The following is a 17,249-nucleotide window of genomic DNA, read 5'->3' as shown; positions in this document are numbered from 1 at the left end:
TGACGGAACCAATACAATTCCCTCCAACCGGAGTGGTGCAACTTTTCTGCAAGACTTGTCATCTTTTATCATCTTTTCTGACTAGTTCGGCCGCTCCCTCTTGCAGAAAAAATGCATAACTCAATGATTTATAAAGCCACGTATTCTCATCTTTTCCGAAGGCCTACAGCTTGTAGTGCTGGACGCACTCCAGCTCGGCGCGGTTCAGGCCACCCGCAGCAGGTAGAGCACAGCTTCAACAATCTGCCGATAGCTCCACACCGGCTGCGGGTTGGAAACAGCAGCACGGGAACCGCCCATTCGGCATCTGTCAAACCGACTGGCAAAAGCCAGCCACTTCGAACATAGTGCTCGCGGCGGCATCGGGCCACATGTAATCCTCCGTTGAGGCGCCGCAACACCGAATGAATTACTAATGGCTGATATCAGCCAACTTCTTTTTCGGTCACGCTCTAAGCCAAGGCGCCAAAGCTTGACCCTGATTCAGCGTTCAAGAGCCAACCCAATCAACCACTCCATGGTCGAGATCCTGATCGATGTCTTTCACCATACACTGGCTCTCCCGCTCGCAGGACATCGAAGAGAACATCTGGCGCCGCTGCTTCAAGGAAGGACAGAAAGGTCTGTTCTGGTTCCGCACGCTGGAACAGTCGAAGCTTGATGACCAGTTCCGCTTTCTGTACGGCCTGCTGCTTCGCGATGGAGAGCCGGTGGGTATCGTCCCCGCATTCGTCTTCGACTTGCCGATGAAACTGGTGGCACCTCCGGCTCTGATGCGCGTGCTCGACCTGGTAGCGGTTGGGTGGCTGCGGCGGCTGCGTTATCAGCGCACGTTCTTCATCGGTAGCGTCGCCGACGAAGAGGGGGCCATCGGGCTCGATGCGTCTGTGAGACTGGCCGATGTGGCTTTGCTCATTCACGAGGCGGCCAGGGCCAAGGCCAACCAGCTCGGCGCGCCGCTGTTGACCTGGAAGGACTTTGAGCAATCCGCGTGCGCGGCCCTGGACCCCCTGGCCGCCTCACGCCGGGCGTTCCGCATGGTGTCGTTCCCCGGCACCGTGGTGCCCATCCTACCAGGCGGCTTCGAAGCGCTTCTTGCCAAACAGAAGTCCTCGCGTCGACACCAGATGCGCAAGAAGCTGCGGCGTGGGGATGAAGGCGGCCCGGTCGTCGTCTCTGTCGTCAGCCAACCTTCGGATGAGGAGCTGCAAGAGTTGTTCGCCCTGTTCCAGCAGACCTACGAAAAGGCGACGACCCATTTCGAACGGCTCAGCATCGACTATTTTCGAGCCATCGCAGCATGCGAGGAGGCCGTGTTCGTGGTTCTGCGTGGGGAGCCCAGTGGGCGGGCCGAGGCGTTCATGCTGATGCTGAAGCAGGGCCCCCGCCTGATCAATCAGTTCATCGGCATCGACTATATGCTAGGTGAAAGCAGCTTTCTGTATTTTCGGCTGTTCGCCGCCGCTTACGACTGGGCGGCCACAACCGATGCGAAGCTGCTGCATTCGGGCCAGACCGGCTACCGCCCAAAGCTCGATCTGGGCCATCAACTGCTGCCTTTGTGGAACTACGTCCACCACCGTAATCCGCTGATAAATTACCTCTTTGCCCGGGTCTGCGCTGACGTGTCCTGGCGCACGCTGGATCCGGACTTGGCGGTGTACCTCGATGCGCACCCCGATGTCATCGAAAGAGCAGCGCTCGAGCCGGGTGACGGCAATGTGTATTCTTCCGGTATGAGTGCTATCCCCACCAAATGAGTATCCTTTCCTATCTGCTACTGGCGGCAGCCATCGTATTGGAAGTCGTCGGCCAGCTCTGCTTCAAGCACGGGCTCGCCAAGATCCCGCAAGACGACTCGGGCGATGGTCCCCTTGCATTCTGGGGTGCGGTCCTCGGCAATCCCTGGATTGGCTTGGGCGTCGCAACCTATACGCTGGAATTCGCCGTGTGGCTTGCGGTGCTGACGCTGGCACCGCTCAGCCTGGCCTTTCCGGTACTGAGCCTGAGCTACTGTGGCGTCGTTTTCGCCAGTCGCTTCATCCTTGGCGAGAAAGTCGGCCTGCGAACCATTTTGGCAATGGGACTGATCGCAATCGGAGTCGCCATTGTTTCCGTCTAGAGGCCATCCCGGATGAACCAAGCTTCCGCCCCCAAACCCGGCTTGCTCAACACGCTTACGCTGTGGGCTTTGCTGGTGACGTTCGACACCTCGGTGCAACTGCTGCTGAAAACGGCCGGCAACCGGTTGTCGGAGCCTGAGGTATCGCTCGGCTGGATCTCCAGCGCACTGGCCTCGCCGGTGGTGTGGATCGCCATCGTCTGCTACATCGCCACCTTCGGGCTATGGATGCTGATCCTGCATCGGAGCAGCCTCAGCCTCGCTTTTCCCGCCACGGCTCTGACTTATGTCGGTGTCATTTTCGGCTCGCGCTGGCTGCTGAGTGAACAAATCGATGCGCTGCAGTACTTTGGCGTCGCGCTGATCGTCTGCGGTGTTGCGATGCTGCGCGAAGAAGGTCGGTAGTCGGGTTGGCGCAATCTGCGCACGTATAAGCGATAGCCGGTTCAGGCGCCGACACTGTTGCAAAAATCAGCTTCGGTTTCCACGGTAGAAAAGCACGCGTCGGACATTGAAATCCGCGCCCTAACAAAAATAGTAGATGCCCCAGCAGATCATCTGGCGCGGAGGCAATATTGGGCGTTACAGCCAAGGTTTCCCCGATCCGCTCGATCCGAGTTACCAGCTGAGTTCTTGCCGGCTAGCGCAACGGGAAAGCTGAAAGCCGAAGAGACTCTTGACCGAAGGCTCCGGCACTCTGGATGTCTTTCGACGTTCGACCGACGATGTGCCGCGTCATTATTGATATTTATTGAATAGTGAAGCCAATCCTCGAGTATTTATCGCCACCTGTTGACATGTGAATCTGGCACCACATTCAGAACGCAGGTGCACCATGAACACCACCACCCAAGCTCAGACCCCCACTCGCCAGGTCGCCATCGTCACTGGCGCTTCCCGTGGGATCGGCGCACAGATCGCCAAACGCCTCAGCGCTGACGGCTTTGCAGTTGTCGTCAACTACGCCAGCAGCGCCAATGAAGCCGATGTCCTGGTTGCTCAACTTAACGCTGAAGGCGGCCAGGCCATTTCGGTAAAGGCTGACATCGCCAGCGTGGCCGACGTTCGTCGTCTCTTTGAAGAAACCGAACAGCAATTGGGCAAAGTCGATGTGCTGGTTAACAACGCTGGCATTCTCAAGATCCTGCCGCTGGCTGAAACCAGCGACGAGGTGTTCGACCAGACGTTCAACATCAACGCTCGCGGCACCTTCAACACCCTGCGCGAAGCGGGTGCACGGATGAATAACGGCGGTCGCATTGTCAACTTCTCCAGCACCACCCTGGCGCTGAACCTGCCGGGCTACGCCGTTTACAACGCGACCAAGGCGGCAGTCGAAGCCTTCACCCACGTGTTCGCCAAAGAACTGCGTGGTCGCAACATCACCGTCAACGCTGTCGCACCAGGCCCGGTCGCCACTGAGTTGTTCCTGCATGGCAAGAGCGAAGAGCAGATCCAGCAATTTGCCAAAATGCCGCCACTACAACGCCTGGGGCAACCCGAAGACATCGCCAACATTGTCTCCTTCCTTGTCGGTCCCGACGCTGCCTGGGTCAACGGCCAGATTTTGCGCGCCAATGGTGGTCTGGCCTGAGCCCTGCCTGGGCGATGTTCATCGGTGTTCGGTCACGGGATAGGTTACCCACACGCTGTAGCACCCACTGTATCGCCCGACCTTAACGAACAGGCGCGGGTTAAAGCGCGGAGCAAAATCTCACCCGCATTACCCGCGCAAACATGAAAGGAGCAGCAGCCATGAAACACGTCATCGTAGTCACGGGCGCATCCAGCGGTTTCGGCGCACTCACCGCACGCTCATTGGCCCGCGCGGGCCATACGGTCTACGCCAGCATGCGTGAGACTGAAGGTCGCAACGCCTCGCAGGTGGCAGAAGTCACCCGCTACGCTGCGGAACATCAGGTCGATTTGCGCAGCGTTGAGCTCGACGTTGCTTCCAGCGATTCGGTGGACGCCGGCATCGCTAACATCATCAAGGCGTGTGGCCGGCTGGATGTGATCATTCATAACGCCGGGCATATGTCGTTCGGCCCGGCGGAAGCGTTCACCGCTGAGCAGTTCGCCCAGCTATTCGACGTAAACGTATTGAGCACTCAGCGCGTCAACCGCGCAGCGCTCCCCCAGTTGCGCAAGCAAGGCAAAGGCCTGGTTCTGTGGGTTTCCTCGAGCAGCGCCCGAGGCGGTACCCCGCCTTATCTGTCACCGTACTTTGCCGCCAAGGCCGCGATGGATTCATTAGCCGTGTCCTACGCCTGTGAACTCACGCGCTGGGGTATTGAAACCTCGATTATCGTGCCTGGTGCGTTTACCAAGGGCACTAACCACTTCACCCACTCCGGCTCGCCAGCTGACAAGGAGCGTGCCGCAGAATATGACGTGGGTCCTTATGCCGGGTTGCCCGAACAGAGCCTCAACGGCCTGGCCGCACTTGAGCCTGAGGATGCGGACGTGGAAGACGTTGCCCGCGCGATCGTTGAAATCGTCGGCATGCCTCACGGCAGTCGCCCCTTCCGTCGTCATATCGACCCCTCCGAAGATGGTGCGGAAATCGTCAACGGTGTGGCTGATCGGGTGCGCGTCGAGATGTTCCGTCGCATAGGCCTGGAAGACCTGCTGTACGTCAAACAGTCGGTTTGAATCAGCCTCACGTTTCGCAAGGCCGCCTGTCACGGTGACGGGCAGCTACGCGGAAATGCATCTGGATTTCGAGGGATCTCTAGTGATCGACAAACTACGCACTTTGCGTGCATTCGCTCTACTGACTGCCTTTTTTTCCCTGGCTGCGTGCGGGCAAAAAATACAGCATGGCGCCGATACAGCTTACGAGGACAGCATCATGAGTCCTTCGGTGACCTACCTGCACCTGCTGCGTCATACACCCTTCTTTGTGGACCTCGACAAGGAGCAACTACGCTGGGTGATAGACCACTCCCACGAGTGGCAAGCCCAGCCCGGAACCGTCATCACCCGTTACGAGCAGGGAGCACCGGTGACAGATGACATTTGGGTACTGCTCGATGGCGGCTGGCAGGTTGAAGCTGACGGCGAGGTCTATCGAGCCGGTCATGCGGACCCGGGTAAATGGTACAGCGCAGCGGATGTCGCACACCCGAGCCGGCTAGTGGCGACCGAGACCAGTTACGTGATGCGGATCAAGCGCAGCGAGATGCAACAGATGTTGAATGAAGGCTTTGCCTTCAACTCACACCTGCAAGCGGGTAGCACCTACTACCGGAAACTGTTCCCCGCGCAGCCCTGAGCCATGTTGTGGAGCGACACCCGATGTTCAATGCCGATCCAGCGACTCGGCTTCGAAAACTTCCCGATAGCGCCCCGGTGTCATGCCAAACCAGCGTATGCAGGCCTTGTGAACGCTGCTTTGATCACGAAAACCCAGCAACGCGCCGATGTACTTCATGCTGCGCAGCGAGTTACGCAGGAAGTTATGCGCGAGCATCAAGCGCGCCTCATCGTGCAGCAGCGAAAAGTGCATGTCTTCATTGCCCAGGCGCCTTTGCTGGCTGCGGGCGCTCACCCCGACCACCTGGGCGATTTTGTCGAGGTCGCTGGGCACGCCTTGGGCCAGGCGCTCGGACAGCACCCGGCGGACCCGCGCAGTCATTGAGCCATTGAGTCGCTGGTTCAACCGTGTGCGCGCGTATTCGACATGCAGCACATCCAGTGCCGGGTCGGCGGTGGGCAACGCAATCGAACAATCCTCGACGCTGAAACTCAAGCTGTTATACGGCGCGCCAAACAACAGATTACTGCCCAGCAGACGTTTCAGCCGCGTGGTATCGGCGGGCCCCTTGGCCACCTGGTGCAACTGTGCAAGACCCTGGCGCCTTGCGTGATCATCGAGGGCATTGAGTCCGAAGCCGACCGGGCGCTTGCCATCGCCTGTGGCAGCGAGTGGGGACAGGGTTATCTTTTCGGTCGTCCGCAGATCGATGCCCTGGGTGCGCGGTGTCTGGTGCAACCGGTATCGGCATAACCAAATGGCCGAGACACTGATACCCACCGCTTCAGCCAACAGCGGCATCACCTTCAGTACTTCGCCGATCAGCTCCAATCCAGGGCCGAGGTGCTTGATTTGAGTTGGCGCGATGATCTCGGTTCAGAATGCTTCCTTGAAAGGCCGCAAATCCAGCTCCTGGGTCCAGGCGCTGCGCGGTTGAGTATGCAAATACCAATAGGCGTCGGCGATGTCTTCAAGTCTTAGCGACCCGTCTTCGCCCAGCTGTTCCAGACGTTCCGGCGCCCGACTGCGCAGCCGCTCACCGTCGATACCACCATCGATCACCACATGCGCGACATGCACGTTTTGGGGTCCGAACTCTCGGGCAAACGATTGACTCAGGGAGCGCAACCCGGCCTTGGCGGCCGCAAATGCCGCGAACGGTGGTTTACCGCGCAACGACGCCGTGGCTCCGGTAAGCAGCAAACTGCCGCCACCGTTGTTGAGCAAGGCACGGGTGGCCTCGCGTCCGAACAAAAAACCGCCCAGGGTCGAGGCGCGCCACGTCTGTTCAAATAGCTCCCCACTGAGTTCCAGCGTCGGTGCCGCTACTGCATTGCCGACATTGAAGATCGCCACTTTAAGCGGCCCTAATCGATTGACCTGCTGGCTGGCTTCAATGACCTCGGCTTCGATACCCGAATCCGCCAGAACGGCGACGGCACGCCCCCCTGCTGCCTGGATATCCTCGACCACAGCTTGCAACTTGTTCAGGCTTCTACCACTGACCGCGACCAGGTAACCCTCGCGTGCGAAACGTCGGGCCAGCGCGGCCCCCAGTCCGGACACTGCACCAACGCCGGCAACCCAGGCCACGCCCTCAACTCGGGACTCAGACATCAATCACCTCTTCTCATGGGACTCGTGGCCAACAATCTACCTACCGCAGCATGCGAGGAATAAGAATATCGGCATCTATGGTTATGCCTGCGGAAAACGTGTGGGCTTTCGGCACGTATCGGTGGCTTAACCATAGTCCCAACCGTTATTTAGAACTGCTGTTTAATTCCCCTACTCTCTGACCGGATCCGATAGAGAGAGAATTCATCCATGCACATCCGGTTCGCCTGGCTCCTGCCGGCGCTGATCAGCAACCTTCTGGTGGTTAACGTCGCGCTTGCGAAACAAGCGCCTGTCTACCCGGAGCAGATCAGAGTCGGTTATCAAAAGGGCAATAGCCTGGTCGTCTTGAAAAATCGCGGCACGCTGGAGAAGGCCCTCGCCGCTCATGGCGTCAAGGTGATCTGGCGTGAGTTCGCCTTCGGTCCGCCATTGGTAGAGGGCATCAACAGCGGCGACATTGACATCGGTTTCGTCGGAGCAACACCTCCCGTGATTGCTCAAGCAGGCGCGGCGCCGGATGTGACCTACGTGGGCTACACCGAACCCTATCAAGACAACTACGCGATCGTTGTCCCCAAGGACTCCAGCGCGAAACAATTGGCGGACCTGAAGGGCAAACGAATCGCTGTGGCACGCGGCTCCGCTGGGCAGTACTTGCTGATCGCCGCGCTTGAACAAGCGCAGCTCAAGCTGAGCGACGTGGATGAAGCCTACCTGGGCTACAGCGAAGGCCGCGCGGCGTTTGAACGCGGCGACGTAGCGGCCTGGGTGGTGCCTGATCCGCGCCTGGCCGACACCGAGTTGAACAGTGGCGCTCGCCCTATCGTGACCGCACGCACCCTGCCCATTCAGTACAGTTTCTATATCGCCCCACGGCCTTTCGCCAAGCGTTACCCCGAGACCCTGGCCATCGTGCTGCAAGAGCTGGACGCCACTGAGCACTATGTACAGACCCATGTGGGCGAGGTAGCCCAATTGCTCAGCGACGACACCCGGATACCGCTGCCTGTTTGGCAACGTACGCTGGCACGACAGCCCTGGGGCGTGCATTTCCCGTTGAGCGACACAGTGATCGCCAATCAACAACAGGTGGCCGACGCTTTTTATCGCAATGACCTGATCCCCAAGCCAGTGCGTGTCGCCGACGCCGTTGTGAATATTGAGGCTAACCCATGAGCAGACAACTACACCTCGGCGCCTTTCTGATGGGGGTTGGACACCACGCCAGCGCTTGGCGCGCTGCCGGGGTCGACCCTGCAAACCTGACCCGCCCGGCTTATTACAAAGCCCTGGCGCAGACGGCGGAACGCGGCAAATTCGATTTTGTATTTTTCGCCGATCGCCAGGCCTTGTCTGACCGCTACGGCAATAACCTGCAAACCAGCGTGCGTTATCTCACCAGCCCGCGCCTGGACCCGGTAGCGTTGTTGGGACTGCTGGCAGGCGCAACCTCACATATCGGTCTGGCGGCTACCGCGTCCACCACCTTCAATGACCCGTTTGCCCTGGCACGGACTTTCGCCACGCTGGATCATCTGAGCGAAGGTCGCATCGGCTGGAATATCGTCACCTCCACCAATGACGGCGAGGCGCTGAACTACAGCCGTGATCCGATTCTGGATCACGAAGTTCGCTATCGTCGAGCACGAGAGTTCGTCGAGTTGGCGCTAGGTCTGTGGGATAGCTGGGAAGATGATGTGTTTATTCACGATAAGGAAAAGGGTGAGTTTGCCAACCCGGATCGCGTGCATTACCTGAATCACAGTGGCGAATTCTTCGACGTGCGAGGACCGCTGAACGTGCCTCGTTCGCCCCAGGGCCGTCCCGTGTTGATCCAGGCGGGCTCATCCGACACCGGGCAGGATTTCGCGGCCAGCGTGGCAGACGTTATCTTCACCGCCCAACCTGACCTGGCAAAGGCTCAAGCGTTCTATAGCAACGTCAATCAGCGGCTGCTGGCCCAGGGACGAGAAGCCGGTTCGTTGAAAATCATGCCTGGGGTCATGCCCTTTGTCGGTCGCAGCCGGGAAGAAGCGCAGGAGCGTTTCGCTGAACTGGAAGAAAAGGTTCATCCACTGGCGGGATTGGCATTGCTGTCGGACAGCATGAACCACGATCTGTCGATTTACCCGCTCGACGAGCCGCTACCCGACGTTAAGGATATTCGAGGCAATCAGAGCCGTTTCAAACTGGTTCAGGAAGTCTCGCAACGTGAGGGCCTGACCTTGCGCCAATTGGGTAAACGGTTCGGCGGCAGTCGATCACATCGCGTGCTGGCCGGTACCGCCAGCAGCATCGCCGACGATCTGGAACACTGGTTCACCAGTCATGCCTGCGACGGCTTCAACGTCATGCCGCCCTACCTGCCTGACAGCCTGACTGACTTTGTTGATCAGGTGGTCCCTGAACTTCAACGCAGGGGCTTGTTCAGGCGCGAATACCAAGGAACAACGCTGCGCGAACATTTAGGACTGACAAGGCCATCGAGTCGCTTCAGTCAAAAAAACTGACTCAGCACGGGGAGGCCAATGCCCGGCGAAACCTTGTGGTTTGCCGGGCTTGATGCTCAGGCGCTACTGCTGCCCGAAGTGCTGATTCTTGAGCGTCGCACTGACGCGCTCGCGTCCATTCAACGTCTTGATGCTGCGCAAACGACCGATGGCCTGCTCAGACCAACTCGGGGTGTCCAGTCCCTGCTCACGGTAGAAGCCGGCGATGGTCTGGTCGTAGGTATCGATCAGCGTTCGTTCATGGCTGTGGCTGTACACCTCACGGTGCAGAATGGCCGATTGAGGCAGTCGCGGTTTCACTGCTGCGGGTTTTTCGGGATCCGCATAACCTACACACAAGCCAAACACCGGAAACACCAGCGGTGGTAATTGCAGTTCATCAATCACCGCTGCCAAGTCGTTGCGCAAGGCACCGATGTACACCCCGCCCAGCCCCAGCGACTCCAGCGCCACTACCGCATTTTGCGCGGCAAGCGCCGCATCGATGCTGGCAACCAGCAGACTGTCCAGATACGCCGGCGCCTCCAATTGCACGTCGCGGCGTTGGGCCTGACGCTCGATGCGCGACAGATCCGCCAACCACACCAGCAACAGCGGCGCCTGAACGATATGTGCCTGGTTGCCGGCCAACACAGCCAGACGCGACTTGCGCGCGGGGTCCTCGACCGCGATCACGCTCCAGGCCTGCAGATTGGAAGAGGTGGCGGCTGATTGTGCGGCCGCGAGCAACGTGTCCAGAGTGCCTTCAGGCAAGGGCGTGTCGAGGTAAGTGCGGACACTGCGATGACCGACCAACGATTCGATGACGTCATTCCAGAGAGCGTTAGGTTGAGGCTGGTCAAGACCGTAGCGTTGATGCGATGAGGAAGACATGCTGGTTGCTCTTTTCAAGGTGAGGACCATGCGCCGGTTTGAAACCGGACGGCAGTGGCCACAGAGGGCAAAAGTTGGTTCAAGTATCGCCGCCCCGGCACATCGGCCAACAGGCTTCGGGTGTAATCGGTTGCCGGAGACTCGAAGATTTGCTCGCAAGTACCCTGCTCCGCGACCTGTCCATGGCGCATCACCACCACGTGATCGGATATCTGCCGGACCACCGCCAAATCATGGGAGATAAACAGGTAACTCAAGCCGAGGCGCTGTTGCAGGTCCTCGAGCAACAACAGGATTTGCGCTTGAACCGAGGCATCCAGCGCAGACAAGGGTTCGTCCAGCACCAACAGTTCGGGCTCAAGTGCCAGCGCCCGGGCAATGGCTACTCGCTGCCGCTGGCCTCCGGACAACTCACCTGGGCGACTGTGCAGCAGGCGTGCGGGTAACTCGACCTGCTCCAGCAGCGCAGCGGCGCGCTGCCGACGCCAGGGGGTGTCACCGACCGCAAAGGCTTGAAGCGGCTCAATGATGATTTGTTCCAGGCTGAATCGAGGATCAAGCGACGCGTAGGGATTTTGATAGACCACCTGAATCCGACGGCGCAGAGCACGCCAGTCAGCGCGTGATGGCTGGGTAATGTCCTGTCCGTCGAACCATACCTTACCGGCGTCGGCACGTTCGAGCCCTAGAATCAGCCGTGCCGTGGTGGACTTGCCCGAACCCGATTCGCCCACCAGGCTGGTAGTGCCACGGGCGGCAACCTTGAACGAAACGTCCTTGACCGCCGCGGGTCCAGGATGGCGCCAGGACGAGAAATCCTTGGTCAGGTGTTCCGCGACCAACAACGGCTGCCCTGCCAGCGACGACGTAGCAGGTTGCCGCTGCTGGGGTGTATTGCGCAGTCTGGCGGAGGTCAGGCTCGGCGCCGCATTGAGCAACTGCCGGGTATAAGCATGCGCTGGCGCATCGAAGATCTGCCGAGCGTCGCCGCTCTCGACGATCCTGCCCTGATGCATCACCAGCAAGCGGTCGGCACGATCCAGCGCAACCCCGAGATCGTGGGTGATCAGCACCACGGCCGTGCCTCGCTCGCGGGCCAGCGCTTGCAATCGATCGAGTATTTGCCGTTGCACGCCCACATCCAGAGCGCTGGTCGGCTCGTCAGCGATGATCAAGCTGGGGGCGTTGGCTAACGCGATGGCAATCAATACCCGCTGACGCATTCCGCCGGACAGTTCATGGGGATAACGCCGGGCGACACGTTCTACATCCTGCAAGCCTACATCACGCAGCAATTGTAAGGCGCGTGATCGGGCGACCGTTCGAGCAACACCGTGGACGGTCATTGCCTCATGCAGTTGGCTGTCGATGCGCTTCACCGGGTCCAGCGACAGCGCTGGGTCCTGAGGTACAAAACCGATCTGGCGACCGCGAATGCCCTGCCATTGACGCTCGCTCGCGCCGACCAACTGTTGATCGCCGAGTCGAATACGCCCGGATTCGATGGTCGCGTTGCCCGCCAGCAAACCGACCAGCGCGGCAGCAGTCGTCGACTTGCCTGAGCCTGACTCCCCGACGATGGCCAGCAGTTCGCCCGGGTGCAGATGGAAGCTGATCTGGCTGACCCCTTCGATCCGCCCTTCGCGGCCTTGATAGCCGATGCTCAGGTCCGTGACTTCAAGCAGCGCAGCGCTGTGTGGCTCTGTCGTTACCGCGCTCATCGTCGTACTCCATGTCGATCTTGTAGTGCACGGGCAACCTGGTTGGTCGCCAACACGACGGCTGCCACTACCACCCCCGGCAAGGTGGTGTACCACCAGGCGGCAATCATGTAGTTGCGGCCTTCGGCAATCAGCAGGCCCCATTCTGGCTGCGGTGGTGGCGCACCGAACCCGAGAAAACTCAGTGCCGAAACGGACAACACTGCGCTACCGAACTCCAGGGCGGCCAAGGCCATCACTGGGCCTGCGGCATGCGCAAGGATATGCCGGCGAATAATGGACCAGGGCCCTGCACCACAGGCCGCAGCCGCTTCGACGAAGGTACTGGTGCGCCAGCGCAGGACCTCGCCCCTGACCAGTCGGGCAAAGGTCGCCACCGAAGACAAACCCACCGCCAACGCAATATTCACGGTGCCAAAACCAAGAACGGTGATCACCGCCATCGCCAACAGCAGCGACGGAATAGCCATCAATACTTCAACCAAACGCATCAGAATGGCGTCCAGTGGGCCGCCGAAAAAACCGGCGACTATGCCCAAGGCGATACCTGCGACCAGGGCGATCAGTACCGCCAGAGCAGTGGCCCGCAGTGATAACGACGCACCGTGCACGGTTCGACTGTAGAGGTCGCGCCCGAGGTGATCAGTACCGAACCAGTGTTCAACGGACGGCGCCTGCAAAGCGTGCGCCGGCACACCCAGCAACGGGTCGTAATGACTGAACACGCCGGGCCAAACGGACCAACTCAATACCAACAGCAGCACGGCGACGCCGAGTGGCAACAACGGGCGGCGTAACAGCAGACGCCCGAGTGCGGCGATTTTCCTGCTGCCCGGCAACCCCGTGGACGCCACCGTTACCGGCACGAAAAATGCCTCGCTGGGTCCTCTGCTCATCGCCCCACCCCCGATCTAGCAACGCTCATGCGCGGGTCAATCAGCGGGTACAGCACGTCAACCAGCAGATTCACCACGACAAACATCGCTGCCGCCAGCACCACAATGCCTTGAACCAGCGGAATGTCTTGCGTGCTCACCGCGCCTTGGGCCAGACGTCCAATGCCCTCGCGGGAAAACACCGTTTCGGTGACCACTGAGCCTGCCAACAGATTGCCCACGATCACCCCCGACAAACTGAGCACCGGGACGGCCGCGTTGTGCAATACATGGACCCGCTGCAAGCGTGCGGCACTCAACCCTTTAGCGCGCAAGACCTCGACAAACGGCTGCTGCAGGGTTGCCGCCATTGAGCGCGACAGCACTTGGGCAATTACGGCGGTGGTCGGAATGGCCAGCGTCAACGCCGGCAAAACCAAAGAGGCTAAACCCTGATTGCCCATCGCCGGAAACCAGTGCCAGCCAAAGGAAAACCCCTGTAGCAGCAACAAGCCGATCCAGAACGTCGGCAACGACACCGACAATGCAGGCACCCCCAGCAACAAGTCGCGCAACCAGCGCAGCCGGATCAGGCTGGCCAACATCGCCAAGCCCACACCCGCCAGCAACGAAACAGCCAACGCCAAAAAAGTCAGCGCTGCGGTCGCTGGCAACGCCTTGACCAACGCCGCTGCCACCGGTTGCCCGGTCTGGATCGAACGGCCCAAATCAAGGTGCAAGGCGCTCCATAGTGCGATGCCGTACTGCACCGGCAAGGGTTCGTCCAAGTGGTATTGAGCCCGCAACGCCGCCACTTGCTGTTGATCGACGACACTCTGTTCGCCGCTCTGGTTGAGCATGATGCTGACCGGATCACTGGGCAGCGCATACAGAATCAGAAACGACAAGCTGAACGCCGCCCACAGCACGAACAGCCCTTGACCCACCCGCGACAGCAGATAAACAACCGTATGCTGCAACGCTCGTGCGCGCGAATGGGCAGCGCTGGCGGCAACCGATGTCGTCAAAACCGGAGTGTCGCTCACGACGGTTTCCTCACTCATGGCTGCAACCAGGTGTCGAACAGTTGTAACCGCGACGACGCTTCGTAATGCAGGCCTTGAACTTTTTTGCCGTGGCCAAGAACTGTCACTAACTCGATCAGAGGAATGGCATGCCCTTCTCGCAGCAACGCTTCGCTGGCTTGATCAATCAGTGCCTGGCGGCGGGTTGGGTCCAGTGTCGCCGCCGACTCGCGCAGCAGCGGATCGATCGCTCCCGGTTGACGCTCATTGATGTTGCGCCCCGGAGACAGGAACACTGTGCGCAACACATCAGGGTCGGCACGGGTCAGGTTGAAAAACGTCAGGCTGAAATCCCCGGAAGCCTGGAGGGCCGTCACTTGGCTAATGGTCGATTTGTTCAGCCGCAAATCGATCCCAACCAGACGCAGCTGCTGCTGCACCAACTCCAGAATCGGCGTTGACTGCCAGTAGTCGAGGCGAAAGGATAGACGCTGGCCATTTTTGCTGCGGACCCCGTCTGCGCCCACCTGCCATCCCGCGTCGTCGAGCAGCTTGCGCGCACCTTGCGGGTCGTAGGCCAGCAATGCCGAATAGTCGTGATAGAACGGCGTGCTGCTGGCCAACAAGCCGGTCACCGGCTTTTGTTCGGTGGAGACGATACTTTGTAATTCGGCGCGATCTATCGCCTTGTTCAGGGCCTGGCGCACCGCTATTTCGGCAAGCAGTGGGGTCTTTTCATTGGGCGCCAAGTTGAACACCACACCGGGGTTTACCCGACTTAACAGGGTCAAGCCCTGGGCCTTCAACGTTTTCTCATCTTGCGGCGCAACGCCGGTGTTTACGTCGATCTGCCCGGACAGCAAACTGCCAAGGCGTACGCCGGACTCGGGAACGATAAGAAAATCGATGCCGTCCAGCCAGGCTTTGCCCTGATGGGTTGCCAGTGAAGACGGCCAGGCGTAATCCTCCCTGCGTTGCAGTTTTACACTCTGGTTGTGGACGAACGACTGCAGCACAAACGGTCCCGAGCCGATCAATTGACCCTGGCAGCGGTCAGCGGGCGGTACCGCCAGTGTGGTCGGCGATAACAGCCCCAGACTCATGGTCGACGTGGCTTGCAGGAACTGCGCGTTGGGTTGCTCGAACGCGACCACCACGGTGTGAGTGTCGGGGGTCTGGATCTCCTTGAGCCCAGCGAGGTAGGTTGCGCCCAGAATCGAGCGAGCGCCCAAGGCCACGATGCCTTCAAAGTTGGCCTTCACCGCTGCCGCATCCAGCACCTTGCCGTCACTGAACGTCACCCCCTCGCGCAGGTGAAAGGTAAAGCGCCGATAGTCGTTATCAACCTCCCAACTGCTCGCCAACCAAGGCACGATTTCGCCCTTTTGCGGGTCTTGATCAGTCAGTGAATCAACCAACTGTCGGCCGGTGTTAAGTGCGGTGTTATTACCGGCTTGTTGAGGGTCGACGCACAGCGGGTCACCGTCAAAAGCGACCTTCAAAATACCGCCGGAGCGAGGGCTGCCCACAACGCCGGACGCGGGTTCGTGATGCTGATCGCCACAGCCGGCAACAAGCAGGGCCAGCAGCGTCAAAGTGAATAAGGGCAGACGCCGGGCAGTGCTGGCGTTCGACATCAGATGAGGATAAACAGACATTCTGAAAAAGCGCTCCTGGTACGGATCAGGTTGATTGCTGATACCTCCACCGGGAAAGGGGTCGGTTTTAAAGAGCTTAAGCCTATAAAAACCATGGGTGAAATGCTTAATGGTTCTATACTAATTATGTTTTTTATTAATTTTATTTAAAATAATTATTACTTGTTTGCACTTTGAACGATTTACATCCGGCAATAAGAAGCGCCCCCCAAGGGCGCTGCTATGGAACGGTGCGCCTTACCGTCGAGCGTTGCGGTTAGGGATATGCGGCAGGCCTAGATTTTCCCGCAGGGTGCTGCCCTGATACTCGCGGCGGAACAACCCGCGGCGTTGCAATTCCGGCACCACACCGTCGGTGAAATCGCTGATGCCCTGATGCAAGCCTGAAAACATGACGTTGAAGCCATCCGCCGCGCCGCTCTCGAACCACTCCTGGAAGTCGTCGGCGATGCTCGCGGGCGTACCGATCAGCACCCGGTGGCCGCCAGCGGTCAGCTTGTTGAACAACTGACGGACTGTCGGCCGCTCGCGGCGGATCAGGTCGAATACCAGCTTTTGCCGGCTTTTGTGCGTGTTGGTGTCGAAGGTTTCGGGTGGCAACGGCACCAGCGAGTCGAAGGGCAACTCGGACAAGTCATAACCCAAGCTGGTAAAGCGCGAAATGGAACGCAGAAAAGACACCGGGTCGAGCAACGCCTGCGAGCGATCGTATTTGGCCTGCGCTTCGGCTTGGGTGCGCCCCACAATCGTCGAGACACCCGGCAGGACTTTCAGATGCGCCGGATCACGCCCCAGCTCCCGGGCGCGCTGCTTGATCTCTGCATAGAACGTACGGCCCTGTTCGACGGTGTGTTGGGCGGTGAAGATCAGTTCCCCTGCCCGAGCTGCCAGCGCCCGGCCGGAATCCGAGGACCCCGCCTGGGCAATCACCGGGTAGCCCTGCACCGGCCTTGCCGCATTCAGCGGTCCCTTCACTTGAAAGTGTTTGCCGTGGTGATCAAGCACGTGCATTTTTTCCACATCGAGCCAGGTTCCGGAAGTCTTGTCTTGGACGAAGGCGTCGTCTTCCCAGCTGTCCCAGAGACCGGTGACTACGTCGTAGAACTCTTCAGCCCGTTCATACCGATCCGCGTGCTGCACGTGGGCATCGAGGTTGAAATTCTCACCGCCCCCCAGTGACGTCACCAGATTCCAGCCAACCCGACCGCCGCTCAGGTGATCGATGGAGGCGAACTTGCGGGCAATGTTGTATGGCTCGTTATACGTGGTGCTGGCGGTGGCGATCAGGCCGATGCGGCGAGTGGCCAGGGCCAACGCAGGCAATAACACCAAAGGGTCCCAGCGCACGCTGTTGGGCCCTCGGGCCAGCGCCAGCGGGTCCAGTTCGATGTTCACCGTATCGTTGAAAAATACCGCGTGAAAGTGTGCCGCCTCGAGTTTCTCGGCGATCCAGCGAAAGTGCTCGAAGTCGCGAAACGAATCGGTGCCCGCCTCGGGATGGCGCCAATTGGAACCGGCGATGCCGGAACTGGGTATGAACGCGCCGAGGATTATTTGCCTGTCTGTTGTGCTCATGTTCGATCCTT

General features: G+C 59.5%; 16 protein-coding genes. 8 read left to right on the top strand and 8 right to left on the bottom strand.

What is annotated here, in order from left to right; translation table 11 throughout:
• The first annotated feature begins 536 nt into the window (after positions 1 to 536).
• The 6 genes from ACF0H7_RS08680 to ACF0H7_RS08655 all read left to right on the top strand — a co-directional run bounded on the left by ACF0H7_RS08680 (position 537) and on the right by ACF0H7_RS08655 (position 5,399).
• Positions 537 to 1,760 (top strand): GNAT family N-acetyltransferase, encoded by a 1,224-nt coding sequence (locus ACF0H7_RS08680; protein WP_397452354.1) that lies wholly within the window; start codon positions 537 to 539, stop codon positions 1,758 to 1,760.
• Entirely contained in the window at positions 1,757 to 2,122 is a 366-nt protein-coding gene (locus tag ACF0H7_RS08675; RefSeq protein WP_397452353.1) for a transporter, read from the top strand. The genes ACF0H7_RS08680 and ACF0H7_RS08675 overlap by 4 nt, the downstream gene beginning before the upstream one ends.
• A 12-nt stretch (positions 2,123 to 2,134) precedes the next feature.
• Positions 2,135 to 2,527 carry an EamA family transporter gene (locus ACF0H7_RS08670; RefSeq protein ID WP_397452352.1) on the top strand — a complete coding sequence of 131 codons (393 nt, stop codon included), beginning with the start codon at positions 2,135 to 2,137 and terminating at the stop codon, positions 2,525 to 2,527.
• Between the two features lie 430 nt (positions 2,528 to 2,957).
• Positions 2,958 to 3,716, top strand: a complete 759-nt coding sequence (locus ACF0H7_RS08665; RefSeq protein ID WP_397452351.1) for an SDR family oxidoreductase — start codon at positions 2,958 to 2,960, stop codon at positions 3,714 to 3,716.
• 161 nt (positions 3,717 to 3,877) lie between these two features.
• Positions 3,878 to 4,777: an SDR family oxidoreductase gene (locus ACF0H7_RS08660; protein ID WP_397452350.1), complete on the top strand. Its 900-nt coding sequence runs from the start codon at positions 3,878 to 3,880 to the stop codon at positions 4,775 to 4,777.
• A gap of 199 nt (positions 4,778 to 4,976) precedes the next feature.
• Positions 4,977 to 5,399, top strand: coding sequence for a hypothetical protein (locus ACF0H7_RS08655; protein WP_397452349.1), 423 nt, complete (start codon positions 4,977 to 4,979; stop codon positions 5,397 to 5,399).
• Positions 5,400 to 5,426: 27 nt separating this feature from the next.
• Here ACF0H7_RS08655 and ACF0H7_RS08650 read toward each other — a convergent pair whose 3' ends face one another.
• Both ACF0H7_RS08650 and ACF0H7_RS08645 read right to left on the bottom strand, forming a co-directional pair.
• Entirely contained in the window at positions 5,427 to 6,212 is a 786-nt protein-coding gene (locus ACF0H7_RS08650) for a helix-turn-helix domain-containing protein (RefSeq protein WP_397452348.1), read from the bottom strand.
• A 45-nt stretch (positions 6,213 to 6,257) separates the two neighbouring features.
• The gene (locus ACF0H7_RS08645; RefSeq protein WP_397452347.1) at positions 6,258 to 6,998 is read right to left on the bottom strand and encodes an SDR family NAD(P)-dependent oxidoreductase; all 741 of its coding nucleotides are present in this window, start codon (positions 6,996 to 6,998) and stop codon (positions 6,258 to 6,260) included.
• A gap of 210 nt (positions 6,999 to 7,208) precedes the next feature.
• Between ACF0H7_RS08645 and ACF0H7_RS08640 the strand changes: the two genes are divergently transcribed.
• Positions 7,209 to 8,177 carry an aliphatic sulfonate ABC transporter substrate-binding protein gene (locus tag ACF0H7_RS08640; RefSeq protein ID WP_397452346.1) on the top strand — a complete coding sequence of 323 codons (969 nt, stop codon included), beginning with the start codon at positions 7,209 to 7,211 and terminating at the stop codon, positions 8,175 to 8,177.
• Positions 8,174 to 9,511: an LLM class flavin-dependent oxidoreductase gene (locus ACF0H7_RS08635; protein ID WP_397452345.1), complete on the top strand. Its 1,338-nt coding sequence runs from the start codon at positions 8,174 to 8,176 to the stop codon at positions 9,509 to 9,511. Before ACF0H7_RS08640 ends, ACF0H7_RS08635 begins: the two co-directional genes overlap by 4 nt.
• Before the next feature lie 63 nt (positions 9,512 to 9,574).
• Here the strand turns inward: ACF0H7_RS08635 and ACF0H7_RS08630 are convergent, their stop codons facing one another.
• From ACF0H7_RS08630 to ACF0H7_RS08605, 6 genes are all read right to left on the bottom strand, one after another.
• A complete protein-coding gene (locus tag ACF0H7_RS08630; RefSeq protein WP_397452344.1) occupies positions 9,575 to 10,384 on the bottom strand; it encodes an NADPH-dependent oxidoreductase in 810 nt (269 codons plus the stop codon).
• Positions 10,385 to 10,398: 14 nt separating this feature from the next.
• A complete protein-coding gene (locus tag ACF0H7_RS08625) occupies positions 10,399 to 12,105 on the bottom strand; it encodes a dipeptide ABC transporter ATP-binding protein (protein ID WP_397452343.1) in 1,707 nt (568 codons plus the stop codon).
• Positions 12,102 to 13,001, bottom strand: coding sequence for an ABC transporter permease (locus ACF0H7_RS08620; protein ID WP_397452342.1), 900 nt, complete (start codon positions 12,999 to 13,001; stop codon positions 12,102 to 12,104). Before ACF0H7_RS08620 ends, ACF0H7_RS08625 begins: the two co-directional genes overlap by 4 nt.
• Positions 12,998 to 14,044, bottom strand: coding sequence for an ABC transporter permease (locus ACF0H7_RS08615; RefSeq protein ID WP_397452341.1), 1,047 nt, complete (start codon positions 14,042 to 14,044; stop codon positions 12,998 to 13,000). The genes ACF0H7_RS08620 and ACF0H7_RS08615 overlap by 4 nt, the downstream gene beginning before the upstream one ends.
• Positions 14,041 to 15,663, bottom strand: a complete 1,623-nt coding sequence (locus tag ACF0H7_RS08610) for an ABC transporter substrate-binding protein (protein ID WP_397452340.1) — start codon at positions 15,661 to 15,663, stop codon at positions 14,041 to 14,043. The genes ACF0H7_RS08615 and ACF0H7_RS08610 overlap by 4 nt, the downstream gene beginning before the upstream one ends.
• Before the next feature lie 237 nt (positions 15,664 to 15,900).
• On the bottom strand, positions 15,901 to 17,238 hold the full coding sequence (locus ACF0H7_RS08605) for an LLM class flavin-dependent oxidoreductase (protein WP_397452339.1): 1,338 nt from the start codon (positions 17,236 to 17,238) through the stop codon (positions 15,901 to 15,903).
• Positions 17,239 to 17,249: the final 11 nt, after the last annotated feature.

The sequence above is a fragment of the Pseudomonas sp. NA-150 genome, assembly GCF_044336365.1.
Taxonomy (GTDB): domain Bacteria; phylum Pseudomonadota; class Gammaproteobacteria; order Pseudomonadales; family Pseudomonadaceae; genus Aquipseudomonas.
The sequence above is the reverse complement of the archived record's forward strand: the minus strand, read 5'-3'. Positions and strand labels throughout refer to the sequence as shown.